The sequence below is a fragment of the Bradyrhizobium sp. genome (genome assembly GCF_035273305.1).
In the GTDB taxonomy this organism is placed as follows: domain Bacteria; phylum Pseudomonadota; class Alphaproteobacteria; order Rhizobiales; family Xanthobacteraceae; genus Bradyrhizobium.
Genome location: NZ_DATEPI010000149.1, coordinates 1 through 13,632, shown reverse-complemented (window position 1 = coordinate 13,632; position 13,632 = coordinate 1). Strand labels below are relative to the sequence as shown.

The following is a 13,632-nucleotide window of genomic DNA, read 5'->3' as shown; positions in this document are numbered from 1 at the left end:
CGAGAGGCCAACCTGCTCGGCGAGCTGCTGCATCGTGGTGCGGCTGTCACTTTGCAGAACGTTTAGGATCTTGCGGTCGATGGTGTCGAGGCTTTGCAGCATTGGAATAAACTCTCGATTACAGGGGCCCGCCTGGTAAGTTATCCTAAAATCTGTTGACTTGTCGCGAGGATTTGAGATTTTTAGAGCCCGCCGCGGCGTTAACATCCCGATGCAATCCACGTCGCCTGGGATGTCGTCATGGCCATTGAGCCCGCACGCCTCGAAATGCTGTCCGCGCTGGCGCGGAAAGTCCTATGGCTGTCGTCATGGACCATCCACCATGCCAATCACGTCAGGTCCAACGCCGACGGGTTGAAAGTTGGCGGACACCAGGCCTCATCCGCCTCGCTCGCCACTATCATGTCCGCGCTCTATTTCTCGGTGCTCAGGCCGCAGGATCGCGTTGCGGTAAAGCCTCATGCCAGCCCGGTATTCCACGCTATTCAGTACCTGTTCGGACGTCAGAGCCGTGACAAGCTGGAGAATTTCCGAGGCTTCAAAGGCGCGCAGTCTTATCCATCCCGCACCAAGGATACCGATGACGTCGATTTCTCGACCGGATCGGTGGGACTGGGGGTCGCGCAGACTTTGTTTTCCTCACTGGTGCAGGACTACGTCAAGGCGCACGGCTGGATGAAGGATCGGCCCGAGGGGCGCATGATCGCGCTGGTCGGCGATGCTGAAATGGACGAGGGCAATATCTTCGAAGCGCTGCTGGAGGGGTGGAAGCACGGCCTGCGCAATACATGGTGGGTGGTCGACTACAATCGCCAAAGCCTTGATGCCGTGGTGCGCGAAGGATTGTGGGAAAAATTCGAAGTCATGTTCCGCAATTTCGGGTGGGACGTGATGATCGTAAAATATGGCCGGCTGATGCAGGCAGCGTTCGCCGAGCCGGGCGGCGACGCTCTGAGGCGCTGGATCGATTCATGCCCAAACGCGATGTACGCGGCGTTGTGCTTTCAGGGCGGCGCCTCGTTTCGCAAGCATCTCGAAGACGAGATCGGCGATGAAGGTCCGGTGTCGCAATTGATCAAACGACGCAGCGACGACGAGTTGCTTGAATTGATGTCGAACCTCGGCGGCCATGATATGGCCAGCATGGTTGAGGCGTTCGAGAGCATCGACCACGATCGCCCGGTTTGTTTCATCGCTTACACCATCAAGGGCATCGGCCTGCCATTTCAAGGTCACAAGGACAACCATGCGGGCTTGATGACGATTGCCCAAATGGAGAAGTGGCGCAGCGCGCAGAACATCAGGCCGGGGCACGAATGGGACAAGTTCGAAGGATTGGTCGAGGAGCCGGCCGCGCTGGAGGGCTTTCTCGCCGATGCACCATTTAACCGCGAGGCGCGTCGCCGGCTGAGCGCTCCCGTGATCGATGTGCCGGAGCGGCTGGTGTTCAGCCCGGCAGCGCAGATGGCCACGCAGCAGGGTTTTGGCCTGCTGCTCAATGAAATCGCGCGTGGCGAGACCGAGCTTGCCTCGCGCATCGTTACCGCTTCGCCCGACGTCACCGTGTCGACCAATCTGGGAGCCTGGGTCAATCGCCGCGGTCTGTTCGCGCGCGCCGAAAAGGCCGATTTGTTCCGAAGCGAGAAGATCCCTTCCACTTTCAACTGGGACTTTTCTCCAAAGGGTCAGCACATCGAGCTCGGCATCGCCGAGATGAATCTGTTCATCCTGATGTCGGCGCTGGGGCTGTCGCATCAGATCAACGGCGAACGGCTGCTGCCGATCGGGACTTTGTATGATCCCTTCATCGCGCGTGGGCTCGATGCGCTGAATTACGCCTGCTACCAGGAGGCCCGCTTCATGCTGGCCGCGACGCCATCGGGCATTACGCTGGCACCGGAGGGTGGGGCCCATCAATCGATCGGGACCCCTCTGATCGGCATGGCGCAGGATGGCCTCGCCTCGTTCGAACCCGCCTTTGTCGACGAGCTCGCCGTCATCATGGCGTGGGGTTTCCTTCACATGCAGCGCGAAGACGACGATGGCGGATCGGTTTACCTGAGGCTCTCGACGCGCACGATCGAGCAGCCGCAGCGGATGATGACGCCGGATTTGCAGAAAGCGATCACCGAAGGGGCGTATTGGCTGCGCAAACCGGGACCGAATTGCGACCTGGTGATCGCATATGCGGGTGCCGTCGCGCCAGAGGCGATCGAAGCCGTCGGCCTGATCGGCGAGAGCCGCCGGGATGTCGGGCTGCTCGCGGTCACCTCAGCCGACCGGCTGCACGCCGGATGGACTGCGGCGCGAAAGTTGCGGCGCGAGCGTCATGGCCTGCCGCATGTCAGCCACATCGATAAATTGCTGGCGCCACTGCCACGCGACTGCGGGATCGTTACCGTGATCGATGGCCATCCCGCGGCGTTGGGCTGGCTCGGCAGCGTGCGCGGCCAGCGGCTGGAAGCCCTGGGCGTCCAGAATTTCGGCCAGACCGGCAGTATCGATGAGCTCTATCGCCACTACGGCATCGACGCGAACGCGATCATCGACGCCGCCGAAAATCTGACGGCAGGCGCTCCGGTCCGCCACCGCAAAATGGCGGTTTGACCGGCCTACCTTGCTAGCGGCACATCTTGCTTTCGTTCGTAATGCCGACTTTATATGTGGTTGCAGCCGCAATGCGGCGTCCCGCATATGGCGGGTTCAACTTGCCGGAGTTTCGTGCAAGGATGCTTGCCGGAGCCCGTTTCCCCTATCCTTTGCCCTGACATCAAGAGGTTCACGATGGTCAACCGTATGCAATTCTACATCGATGGCGCCTGGGTCGATCCCGTCGTCAAGAAATCCACGCCCGTCGTCAACCCGGCGACCGAAGAGGCGATGTACGAGGTTGCGCTCGGCTCCAAGGCCGATGTTGACAAGGCGGTTGCGGCGGCGCGCCGCGCCTTCCTGACGTATTCGCAGACCAGCCGCGAGGAGCGCGTGGCGCTGCTTTCGAAGATCATTGAAGTCTACAAGACGCGGATGAAGGAGATCGGCGCCGCTGTGTCCGATGAGATGGGCGCGCCGCTGCCAATGGCTGAAAAATTGCAGGCCGGCGCCGGACTGGGACATCTGGCCTCCACCCTCGAGGTTCTCAAGGACTACCACTTCGACGAGCCGCTCGGGTCGGCGATGGTGGTACGCGAGCCGGTCGGTGTCGTCGGCATGATCACACCGTGGAATTGGCCGCTGAACCAGATTGCCTGCAAGATCGCACCCGCGCTCGCCGCCGGCTGCACCATGATCCTGAAGCCATCCGAATTCACGCCGTCGTCGGCATTGATTTTTGCGGAAATCCTGCATGAAGCCGGCGTCCCGAAAGGCGTATTCAACCTGATCAACGGCCTCGGTCCCGAGGTCGGGGCCGCCATGAGCGAGCACCCGGATATCGACATGATCTCGTTCACCGGCTCGACCCGGGCCGGCATCGATGTTGCCAAGCGCGCTGCGCCGACCGTGAAGCGCGTCAGCCAGGAGTTGGGCGGCAAGTCGCCGAACGTCATCCTCGATGACGCCGACCTCACCAAGGCGGTTACCGGTGGGGTGATGCACATGTTCAACAATTCGGGGCAATCGTGTAATGCGCCCTCGCGCATGATCGTGCCGCTCTCGAAAATGAAGGAAGTCGCCGCGATCGCGAAAGGCGTGGCCGAGAAGACCAAAGCCGGCGATCCGCGGGCGGAGGGCACCAACATTGGCCCGGTCGTGTCCCGCATTCAATGGGACAAGATCCAGAAGCTGATTCAGAAAGGTATCGAGGAAGGCGCAACCCTGGTTGCGGGCGGACCTGGCCTGCCTGAAGGCGTCAACAAGGGCTTCTATGTGCGTCCGACGATCTTCGCCGATGTCACTAATGACATGACGATTGCGCGTGAGGAAATCTTCGGACCCGTGCTCACGATTTTAGGGGCCAAGGACGAAGAGGATGCGGTGAAAATCGCCAACGACACACCTTATGGTCTCGCCGGTTACGTCTCGGCCGGAACGGTAGAGCGCGCCCGCAAGGTCGGCCGTCAGATCCGGGCCGGCAACGTAAACCTGCAGGGCATGCCGAACGACCGCACCGCGCCTTTTGGTGGCTACAAGCAATCCGGCAACGGTCGCGAATGGGGCAAGTACGGGCTTGAAGAATATCTCGAGGTCAAGGCGGTCGCCGGCTACAACGCGGCATAATCGTCTCCGCTGATCAAAAGCGCCGGATCGGGAATCCTCCCGGTCCGGCGTTTTTGCATTGTAGGTAGGGGCCCACAAGCTCGTTGTTACGGCTTCCTCATGGTGAGGAGGCTCGCTTGCGCCGTCTCCAACCATGAATCGCGATCGTGGTTTCATCCTTCGAGAGCGGCGAAGACGCCGCCCTCAGGGTGAGGATCATCCGCCCAAGGCTCCCTGCGTGTTCACATAGAGCGCGTAAATCGATTGGCTTGCGGCCATGAACAGCCGGTTGCGCTTTAATCCTCCAAAGCAAAGATTGGCGCAACGCTCCGGAAGCGCGATACGGCCGATCAAAACGCCGTCCGATGCGTACACAAACACACCGTCGAGTTCCGGATCGCCCATACCCCAGCCGCACCACAGATTGCCATCGATATCGCAGCGCATGCCGTCCGGCGTGCCGGGACCGGCATCGATGAATACGCGCTTGTTCGAAATCTTGTCGCCGCTGGCTGCTACATCGTAGGCAAGAATTTTGCGGTTCGGCACGCCGCGCGATTCCACAATGTAGAGGGTCTTTTCGTCCGGCGAAAAGCAGAGCCCGTTAGGTCCGAGCACCCCTTCTGCGACAATGCTGGCCTTTCCGCTCTTGCCGTCGATCCGGTACACGTTGGCGTCGATCTCTGACTCCGCCTTGTAGCCCTCGTAATTGCCGAGCAAGCCAAACACCGGGTCGGTGAACCAGATCGATCCATCCGATTTCACCACGACGTCGTTGGGCGAGTTCAGCCGCTTGCCGTCGAACGAATCCATCAGCACCGTGATCGAGCCGTCATATTCGGTGCGCGTGACGCGACGTCCACCATGTTCGCAGGTGATCAGCCGCCCCTGCCGATCGCGGGTGTGGCCGTTGCCAAAATTCGACGGCTTGCGGTAGATGCTGACCTCGCCGGTTTCCTCTTCCCACTTGATGATCCGGTTGTTGGGAATGTCGCTGCACAACAAGTAGCGTCCATCGCCGAACCACACCGGTCCCTCGGCCCACCGCAAGCCGGTGGTCAGCCGCTCCACCGCGGACAATTTCAGCCAGTATTTTTCAAACCGCGGATCGAGCGCGTGAATTGCGGGATCCGGGTAATAGCTCGCCGGCCGCCACCCGGCGGAATGGGATGATGCCTCGGACATTTGATGTTCTCGTTACTGTTGCGTTTCCGTAGAACCGGGACACTGGCGGTTTGGTTTGCTATCATTGTCAGTCAATCCCCGCAAATCAGCGGCCGGAACGAGGGAAGAGATGCCACGCATATTGATGACCGGCGCATCGGGAGGAATTGGCACAAGCTTGCGCAAGCTGCTGCCGCCGATTTACCCCGATCTGCTGTTGAGCGATGTGAAAGCGCCTCCCGATCTCGGCGCCAACGAAAAGTTTGAGCCGGCTGAGCTTTCGGACCTCGCGCAAGTCGAGGCCATTTGCGAGGGCATCGATGGCATCCTGCATTTCGGCGGCTATTCGATCGAAGGCCCCTGGGACACTATCCTGCAATCCAACATCATCGGCTGCTACAATCTTTTCGAGGCGGCGCGCAAAAAGGGCGCCAAGCGCATCGTGTTCGCATCGTCGAACCATGCAGTGGGTTTTTATCCACGCCATCACCGCATCGGCACGGATGTCACCGCGCGCCCTGACAGCCGTTACGGCGTCAGCAAGGTATTCGGGGAAGCGGTAGGCGCGCTCTATGCCGACAAGCACGGGCTCGGGGTCACCTGCCTTCGCATCGGAAATTTCGGCGACAAGCCGCTGGATCATCGTCGTCTATCGATCTGGCTGAAACCGGAAGACCTGGTCCAACTGTGCCGGATCGGGCTCGATCATCCCGATATTCATTTCGAAATCCTCTACGGCGCTTCGTATAACGAGCGCTCCTGGTGGGACAACCATCGCGCCTATGACCTCGGTTATCGCCCGACCGGACGCGCCGAGCACTTTCGCGAGCACGCCTTTGTCGAACAGGCGAAACTCCCGCCGGACCCGGTCGGAGATTTCTATCAAGGCGGGGCGTTCTGCGGCATCGAGTTTGACGGCGACACAAGCAAGATCATCGACTGGAAATAATTTCCTGAACTGAAACGTGGGAAGACAGGACAAGCAGATGGCTGACGGACTTCGCAAGGGACTCACAAGTTATGGCGACGCCGGCTTTTCTCTGTTCCTGCGCAAGGCTTTCATCAAGGCGATGGGCTATTCCGACGATGCGCTGAACCGGCCCATCGTTGGCATCACCAACACTTACAGCGACTACAATCCGTGCCACGGCAATGTCCCTGAGATCATCGAGGCGGTGAAGCGGGGCGTGATGCTGAGCGGCGCAATGCCAATGGTATTTCCGACCATTTCGATTGCCGAAAGCTTTGCGTTTCCGACTTCGATGTATTTGCGCAACCTGATGGCCATGGATACCGAAGAAATGATCCGCGCACAACCGATGGACGCCGTTGTCGTGATCGGCGGTTGCGACAAGACGTTGCCGGCGCAAATCATGGCTGCCGTAAGCGCCGATCTGCCGACTGTCGTCATTCCGGTGGGGCCGATGGTGGTGGGTCATCACAAGGGCGAAGTGTTGGGAGCCTGCACGGATTGCCGACGCCTCTGGGCGAAATATCGCGCCGGAGAGATTGACGAGGTTGAGATCGAAGCTGTCAACGGTCGCCTTGCTCCTTCCGTCGGCACCTGCATGGTGATGGGCACCGCCAGCACGATGGCGTGCATCACAGAGGCGCTGGGCCTGTCGCTGCCGATGAGCGCAACCATTCCCGCGCCGCATGCCGAGCGTTTTCGCTCCGCCGAAGCCAGCGGTAAAGTCGCTGCAGGGCTCGCGGCGGCGAAGGGGCCGAGGCCCAGCGATTTGTTGACGAGCGCCTCGTTCAGGAACGCGCAGGTGGTGCTGCAGGCAATCGGAGGCTCGACCAATGGCCTCATTCACCTCACCGCAATCGCCAACCGTACCCGCCACCGGATCGACCTCGAAGCGTTCGACAAGCTCGGACGGGAGGTGCCGGTGTTGATCGACCTGAAACCGTCGGGCGAGCACTACATGGAGCATTTCCATCACGCGGGGGGATTGCCGAAGCTGATGGCGCAGCTCGGCGACCTGATCGATCTCGACGCGAAGACCATTAGTGGTGCGACGCTGCGCGAGGTTGTTGCCGGAGCCGAGGAGGTGCCAGGGCAGGATGCGATCCGCGCCCGCGACAATCCCATCAAGCCGGAAGGGGCGATGGCCGTCTTGCATGGTAATCTTGCGCCGCGAGGGGCTGTGATCAAGCATTCGGCGGCCACTCCGAAGCTATTGCAGCATACCGGCCGGGCTGTGGTGTTCGAATCGGTGGAAGACATGACGCTGCGGGTCGACGATCCCGCACTCGACGTCAACGCAGATGACATTCTGGTGCTGCGGAACGCAGGCCCGAAGGGCGCGCCGGGCATGCCGGAGGCCGGCTACCTTCCGATACCCAAGAAGCTCGCGCGCGGGGGCGTCAAGGACATGGTGCGGATCTCGGATGCACGGATGAGCGGCACCGCATTCGGTACCATCGTGCTGCACATCACGCCTGAATCTGCCGTCGGCGGCCCGCTGGCGCTGGTGAAGAATGGTGACATGATCCGGCTTGATGTCGCCAAGCGAAGCATCGAGCTGCTTGTCGACGCCGCCGAACTTGACAAACGCCGCGCCGCGCTGCCGCCCGCCAAAACACCGGGCTGGGCCCGGCGCGGCTACGCGCGTCTGTTCAATGAGACCATCATGCAGGCCGACGAGGGCTGCGACTTCAATTTCATGCGCAGCGAGGAAGGGAAATAGCTCCTCGTGCGTAGCTTCGGCTCATTGCGAGCGAACGCCAGCAAATCCGTCTGGCGGCCAAAAAGCGGTAGAGCGCAGTGACTTCTCCATCTCGCACATGCGTTGTCTTTCCCCATTGGATGTTTGATTGACTTCCCGACGAGCTCGATGGGAAGATGAAAGAAAATATCTGATAGAGGGGGAGGCCATGAGCAGACGAATCGCAACGCTCGTTGCGGCGGCGATCGCCGCCGCGTTCCTGCCGGTCGCCAGCGCGACAGCACAGGAGGCGAAGCATTATCGCTTCGCCTATGATCAGCCCAAGACGACAGGTTATGGAATCCTCGGCGATATCTTTGCCGAGAAGCTGAAATCCCTAAGCAAGGGCACGATGCTGATCGATCAATATCCAGGCGCGCAGCTTGGGCAGGAGCCGCAGGTGCTGCAGCTTGTGAAGGCGGGCGACGTTGAATTCTGCATCTCATCCTCGGCGAACGCTGCCACGCTGTCGCCACAGGCCGGGGTGATGTCGATGCACTTCCTGTTCCGTTCGGAAGCCCACCTCATCAAGGCTATTGCCGACCCTGAAGTATCGAAGGCCGTGAAGACGATGATCGCAGAAACCGTTCAGGGCGCGCGCGTGATCGCGCTCGCGACGCTCGGGCTTCGCAGCATGTATTCAAAACGCGACATCAAGAATATTGGTGACCTGAAGGGGCTGAAGGTGCGGGTCCAGGCGACGCCTACCGAGGACACCATGTTTCCGGCATACGGCGCGCAGATCGTGCATATGCCGTTCGGCAGCGTCTATACGTCGTTGCAGACCGGCGTGGTCGAAGTCGCGGAAAACGGTGTCAACGTCTATCTCGCCAACAAGCACTACGAGGTAGCTCCCGTGCTCTCGATGACGGAACACGAGGCCAACAACAGTCTGGTGTGGGTGAGCGACAAGCTATGGAACAGCCTGACACCGGAACAGCAGGGCTGGGTGCAGGCTGCGGCCGATGAGGTCAACAAGACCCAGCCTGCCAAGGCCATCGAACTCGAGCACCAATCGCAGGACAAGCTGAAATCGATGGGCGTGAAAGTGGTCACCGATGTCGATAAATCCGGGTTCGTTGCGATCGCCAATCCCTATCTCGACAAGCTGGCCAGCGAACTCGGCCCGCATGCGGTGAAGGTAAAGGACCTGATCCGGGCGATCCAGTAGATCGTTGCGGGTAGCGGCGAGGCTTCTCATTGGCATCCAAGAAGCGCGTGCTGCGTAAATGTTGCTGTGCTTCTCGAGTGCGCATCGAGATTCTGTGCGCGTCGTGAGCCCACTTCGCGACAAGAACGATCGATCATCCTCGCGGCTCTTTCCATCGGAGCCGTCGCCAGTGCACGACGGCCGATGTTTTATTGACAATTCAACGGGCTTGATGGGAAGATTGCGGAAACCAAAACAGGGGGAAGCCGCGCGATGAACAAGTCCCGGGGGATAATGAGTGTCGCCATCGCGTCGGTGGCATTAGTGTTCAGCGCAGTCGCAGGCGCTCAGGAAACCAAGCATTATCGGTTTGCGCACGATCAGCAGCTTAATTCCGGATACAGCATCGCCTACGATATTTTTTCCGCCAAGCTCAAGGAACTGAGCAAAGGCACCATGCTGATCGACCAATACCCCGGCGCGCAGCTCGGGCAGGAGTCGCAGATCCTGCAACTGGTCAGGTCGGGCGATATCGACTTCGCCATCGTCTCTTCAGCCAACACCTCGACGATTTCTCCGCAGGCTGGCGTGATGTCGTTGCATTTTCTGTTCCGCTCCGACGAGCACAACATCAAGGCATTGGGCGACCAGAAAGTTTTCGAAGCGATCCGCGACATGATCGATGACACGGTGCAGGGCATTCATGCGATCGCGCTCGGTACCCAGGGATTCCGTCACATGTACGGAAAGAAGGAAGTCCATAAAGCGGACGATCTCAAGGGCTACAAGGTTCGAGTACAGGCGACCGCGACCGAGGACACGATGTTCGCCGCCTATGGTGCGCAGACGGTCCACATGCCGTTCGGCAGCGTCTACACCTCGCTGCAAACAGGCGTTGTGGATTTTGGCGAGAACGCGGTCAACGTTTACCTCATCAACAAGCATTATGAAGTTGCCCCCGTGCTCTCGATGACAGAGCATGAAGCCAATAATGCGATTGTGTGGATCAGCGACAAGCTTTGGCAAAGCCTCAATGCCGAGCAGAAGCAATGGGTGATGACCGCCGCCAGGGACGTTAGCCTGCAAGAACCTAAGCGAGCTTTTGAGCTGGAACGTTCGGCGGCCGGTAAGCTCTCGAAAATGGGCGTGAAGATCGTCACCGATGTCGACAAGGCGAGTTTCCAGAAGATTGCCGATCCCTATCTCGACAAGCTTGCCAAGGAACTCGGGCCGCACGCCGAGAAGATCAAGAATCTGATCCGCGCGATTAACTGAACGCATCGTGACGAGGAGCGCGTTATTCGCGCGCCTCGAATGTTGCGAGAGCATACGATTCTGACGCTTCGAGATGCGGCCAAGAACCGCTAGTGGGATGAGGGCTCCGTGCCTGCTCAAACGGTTTGGGAACGCCGATGACGATCGCCGACAAATTGGTCTTGCAGCGGCAGCATCACCTGAAATGGCGGGCACTGGACAAGCTCGAATTGATCCTGATGATCGTCTGCGGAATCCTGTGTTTCGGCTTTTCGCTGTCGGTGATGTTCGACATCCTGACCCGCACGATCGGCCATCCCTGGCTGTGGCTCCAGGAAGTCACGTCCACGCTGTTCATCTATGCCATTTTCATCGGCGCGGCGGTCGCTACCCGCCGCAACGATCATCTCTATCTCACTGCAATCTCGGAAGCGATGCACGGCACGCCGCGGCTGATGGTCGAGATTCTCATCCGGCTTGTCGTACTCGGCGTCGCGGTATGCCTGATCTGGTTCGGCTACATCAACTACCTCCGAGGTTTCGGCAGCTTCCGCTTGCCGTCGGGAACGCCGATCGCCTCGCTTTATGCGGCAATCCCGTTGTCAGGGGTGCTGATCGCGTTGTTCACGATCGAGCAACTGGTGAACGGCATCGCCAACGGCTTCGACCATCCGGAGCCGCCGGACGATGAACTTGCGATTCCGTCTGCGGAAAGCAGCGTGCCGAGGGTGGGCCTGTGAGCGCACCCGTCATTCTCGCGCTGATGTCGTTCTGCTTCCTGTTTTTCGGTTATCTCGGTGTGCCCGTGCCGTTTTCGCTGATGGCCGGCGTGTTCGTGGGCGCATTGCTGACCGATGTGTCGCTGGCAGCCATCATCCAGAAGATTTTTGACGGGGTGGATTCGGAAGCGCTGCTGGCAATTCCGTTCTTTCTGCTGGTTGGCGAACTCATGAGTTCGGCCAATGTCGTGGTGAGGATCGCCAATCTCTCGCTGTCGCTGGTCGGGCATATCAGGGGCGGGCTGTCTCAGGTTGTCGTCGTATTCAGCATGTTCTTCTCGGAAATGTCGGGATCGACCACGGCTGATGTTGCCGTCATGAGCCGGGCGCTCGGCGGCCCAATGAAGCGGGAGGGCTATAAGCCGGCTTTCATCGCGGCGATCATCGCTTCCGCCTCCACCATTGCCGCACTGGTGCCGCCCAGCATCACCGCCGTGGTCTATGGCGCGGTCGGCAACGTCTCGATCGCCGGATTGTTCATGGCCGGCGTGGTGCCGGGACTCATGATTGGCTTCGGGCTGATGATCTACTGCTATTTCTTTGGTCCCTCCGGGATGCGCAAACCACGCGCTCCATTGCGGCAAGTCGTTTTTGCCGCCGGCGATGCCGCACTTCCGCTGATGATTCCGGTGATCCTGCTCGGTGGGATTCTCACCGGCTGGTTCACGCCGACGGAAGCCGGCGTTGTCGCCGTGATCTGGATCATCACGGTGGTGATCCCCGCGCTCAATCGCGGGCACATCAAGAAAATTCCTTACGATTTCTGCCTGGCCGGACTGATCTTCTCGCTACCGCTGATCACGATCGGCGCTGCCAACGCATTCGGCTGGATGCTGGCCTATTTGCGGGGCGCCATCGTCATCGCCGACTGGATCACCTCGATTGCCGGCAGCGACCCGCATTATATGATGCTGCTGCTGGTGCTGCTGTTCACGGTGGTGGGCGATTTCATCGAACCGGTGCCGACGATTATCATCTTCATGCCGCTGGTGAACGCGCTGACCCAGGCCGGCGATATCAACGGCGTCCACATGGGCGTGGTGCTGATTGCCACGCTTGCGTTCGGACTGATCACGCCCCCTTACGGATTGGTGCTGTTGATGGCCTCGAAATTCGTTGGCGTCAGCTTCAGCAAGGCATTGCGAGCGGCACTTCCGATATATGTGGTGTTCCTGGTCACCATCACTTTTACGATCTATTTTCCGAAGGTCGTGCTCTGGCTGCCGAAGCAGGTCATTCCGGAATCGGTCGGCTGCTTCAAATCACCGGCAGGAACCGGGTATATCTGTCCGAACTAAACGCTCGACACACTAGGTCCGTTTGCTGGTGAACTTCTTTACGGCAATCCTGAATTCCTCCGTGTGCATGCAGTAGATGATGGCGTCGCGCTCGGCTTCGAGTTGCTGCTCGATCGGCGTGACATGGGCGCGGTGGATCAGCGTCTTTGTCGCGGCCAATCCGGCCGGTGCGTTTTCGGCCAGCCGATGCGCGAGTTCGCGGGTGGCCGTCTTCAATTCGGTCGGCGGAACGACTTTGGCGACGAGGCCCCATTGGTAGGCTTGCGCGGCGGAAAAAGTATCTTCGGCAAGAAAGATTTGCATGGCGCGTCGCGTGCCAACACTCGCCACCACCCCAACGGTGCCCCCGCCGTCCGGCGATACGCCGAGCTTGGAATAGGCTGGTGTGAAGCGGGCGTCCTCGGCCGCGATGCAGAGGTCTGCCACAAAGGCAAGTGAGAGTCCGGCCCCCGCAGCCGAGCCGTGGACGCTCGCCAGCACGATTTTTGGCATTCGCCGCAGTGTCGTGATGAAGGCGTGATAGTGCAGCAGCAGTTCACCCACCACCGGCGCGATCGTATCGGCCGCCGCCGCTTTGCCAATGGTTTGCAGGTCGCCGCCGGCACAGAACGCGCGGCCTTCGCCTTCGAGCACCAACACCCTGATCTCGTCGGAAGCTTCGACGTCCGCGCTGAGCTGCTCCAGCTTCTTTGCGATTGAAAGGTCAATCGAGTTGAAGGCATTGGGCCGGTTTAGGGTGATCGTGGCGATCGCGCCTTCGATCCGGAGCAGTGCCGGATCGCCGGAAACCGAGGCGGCATCAACTTGCGTCGACATGTGAAAGGCCTTGGATCGAGGAGCTCGACACATTTAAATAACAGAGGGCAAGTGATGACAATCCCCCGGTAAGTCTGCAAAATGCCGCGGCAACCGGTGTGAAAGCCGAACCCGTAATCGGGTGTGAGTGAGGCGGCCAGCATGCATACCACAATCGATCATCCGGTTTCCGCTATCGATCCGTTTTCGCGCGAGTTTCTGCGCGACCCGTATCCTCATCATGCGCGGCTGCGGGAGGCAGGTCCGGTGGTTTGGCTTGAGCAATA

Annotated in this window: 11 protein-coding genes; 8 read left to right on the top strand and 3 right to left on the bottom strand. The window is 59.8% G+C overall.

All coding sequences use genetic code 11. The features are described 5' to 3' along the window. On the bottom strand, window positions 1-99 hold a 99-nt coding region (locus VJV58_RS10085), incomplete at its 3' end, for an Lrp/AsnC family transcriptional regulator (protein WP_324137198.1). 141 nt (window positions 100-240) lie between these two features. Here VJV58_RS10085 and VJV58_RS10080 point away from each other — a divergent pair. Both VJV58_RS10080 and VJV58_RS10075 read left to right on the top strand, forming a co-directional pair. Continuing rightward, on the top strand, window positions 241-2,607 hold the full coding sequence (locus tag VJV58_RS10080) for a transketolase (RefSeq protein WP_324137197.1): 2,367 nt from the start codon (window positions 241-243) through the stop codon (window positions 2,605-2,607). A gap of 177 nt (window positions 2,608-2,784) precedes the next feature. Further along, window positions 2,785-4,215, top strand: a complete 1,431-nt coding sequence (locus VJV58_RS10075; protein WP_324137196.1) for an aldehyde dehydrogenase family protein — start codon at window positions 2,785-2,787, stop codon at window positions 4,213-4,215. Between the two features lie 195 nt (window positions 4,216-4,410). Here the strand turns inward: VJV58_RS10075 and VJV58_RS10070 are convergent, their stop codons facing one another. Further along, window positions 4,411-5,379: an SMP-30/gluconolactonase/LRE family protein gene (locus tag VJV58_RS10070; protein WP_324137195.1), complete on the bottom strand. Its 969-nt coding sequence runs from the start codon at window positions 5,377-5,379 to the stop codon at window positions 4,411-4,413. Window positions 5,380-5,488: 109 nt separating this feature from the next. On the opposite strand from VJV58_RS10070, the gene VJV58_RS10065 reads away from it, so the two are divergent. The 6 genes from VJV58_RS10065 to VJV58_RS10040 all read left to right on the top strand — a co-directional run bounded on the left by VJV58_RS10065 (window position 5,489) and on the right by VJV58_RS10040 (window position 12,550). Continuing rightward, window positions 5,489-6,307, top strand: a complete 819-nt coding sequence (locus VJV58_RS10065) for an NAD(P)-dependent oxidoreductase (RefSeq protein ID WP_324137194.1) — start codon at window positions 5,489-5,491, stop codon at window positions 6,305-6,307. A gap of 37 nt (window positions 6,308-6,344) precedes the next feature. Next, window positions 6,345-8,051, top strand: a complete 1,707-nt coding sequence (locus VJV58_RS10060; RefSeq protein WP_324137193.1) for an IlvD/Edd family dehydratase — start codon at window positions 6,345-6,347, stop codon at window positions 8,049-8,051. Between the two features lie 187 nt (window positions 8,052-8,238). Then, the gene (locus VJV58_RS10055; RefSeq protein WP_324137192.1) at window positions 8,239-9,240 is read left to right on the top strand and encodes a TRAP transporter substrate-binding protein; all 1,002 of its coding nucleotides are present in this window, start codon (window positions 8,239-8,241) and stop codon (window positions 9,238-9,240) included. Between the two features lie 252 nt (window positions 9,241-9,492). Next, window positions 9,493-10,494, top strand: coding sequence for a TRAP transporter substrate-binding protein (locus tag VJV58_RS10050; protein WP_324137191.1), 1,002 nt, complete (start codon window positions 9,493-9,495; stop codon window positions 10,492-10,494). 137 nt (window positions 10,495-10,631) lie between these two features. After that, window positions 10,632-11,213 carry a TRAP transporter small permease gene (locus VJV58_RS10045; RefSeq protein WP_324137190.1) on the top strand — a complete coding sequence of 194 codons (582 nt, stop codon included), beginning with the start codon at window positions 10,632-10,634 and terminating at the stop codon, window positions 11,211-11,213. Then, window positions 11,210-12,550, top strand: a complete 1,341-nt coding sequence (locus VJV58_RS10040) for a TRAP transporter large permease (RefSeq protein WP_324137189.1) — start codon at window positions 11,210-11,212, stop codon at window positions 12,548-12,550. Before VJV58_RS10045 ends, VJV58_RS10040 begins: the two co-directional genes overlap by 4 nt. Window positions 12,551-12,562: 12 nt before the next feature. On the opposite strand, the gene VJV58_RS10035 is transcribed toward VJV58_RS10040, so the two are convergent. Next, the gene (locus tag VJV58_RS10035) at window positions 12,563-13,366 is read right to left on the bottom strand and encodes an enoyl-CoA hydratase/isomerase family protein (RefSeq protein ID WP_324137188.1); all 804 of its coding nucleotides are present in this window, start codon (window positions 13,364-13,366) and stop codon (window positions 12,563-12,565) included. Window positions 13,367-13,632 lie beyond the last annotated feature (266 nt).

What these genes read in the sequence shown, in the direction of transcription:
- VJV58_RS10050 (WP_324137191.1), top strand. Translation starts at nt 9,493, where the DNA reads ATGAACAAGTCCCGGGGGATAATGAGTGTCGCCATCGCGTCGGTGGCA.
- VJV58_RS10080 (WP_324137197.1), top strand. Translation starts at nt 241, where the DNA reads ATGGCCATTGAGCCCGCACGCCTCGAAATGCTGTCCGCGCTGGCGCGG.
- VJV58_RS10060 (WP_324137193.1), top strand. Translation starts at nt 6,345, where the DNA reads ATGGCTGACGGACTTCGCAAGGGACTCACAAGTTATGGCGACGCCGGC.
- VJV58_RS10065 (WP_324137194.1), top strand. Translation starts at nt 5,489, where the DNA reads ATGCCACGCATATTGATGACCGGCGCATCGGGAGGAATTGGCACAAGC.
- VJV58_RS10075 (WP_324137196.1), top strand. Translation starts at nt 2,785, where the DNA reads ATGGTCAACCGTATGCAATTCTACATCGATGGCGCCTGGGTCGATCCC.
- VJV58_RS10045 (WP_324137190.1), top strand. Translation starts at nt 10,632, where the DNA reads ATGACGATCGCCGACAAATTGGTCTTGCAGCGGCAGCATCACCTGAAA.
- VJV58_RS10035 (WP_324137188.1), bottom strand. Translation starts at nt 13,366, where the DNA reads ATGTCGACGCAAGTTGATGCCGCCTCGGTTTCCGGCGATCCGGCACTG.
- VJV58_RS10070 (WP_324137195.1), bottom strand. Translation starts at nt 5,379, where the DNA reads ATGTCCGAGGCATCATCCCATTCCGCCGGGTGGCGGCCGGCGAGCTAT.
- VJV58_RS10055 (WP_324137192.1), top strand. Translation starts at nt 8,239, where the DNA reads ATGAGCAGACGAATCGCAACGCTCGTTGCGGCGGCGATCGCCGCCGCG.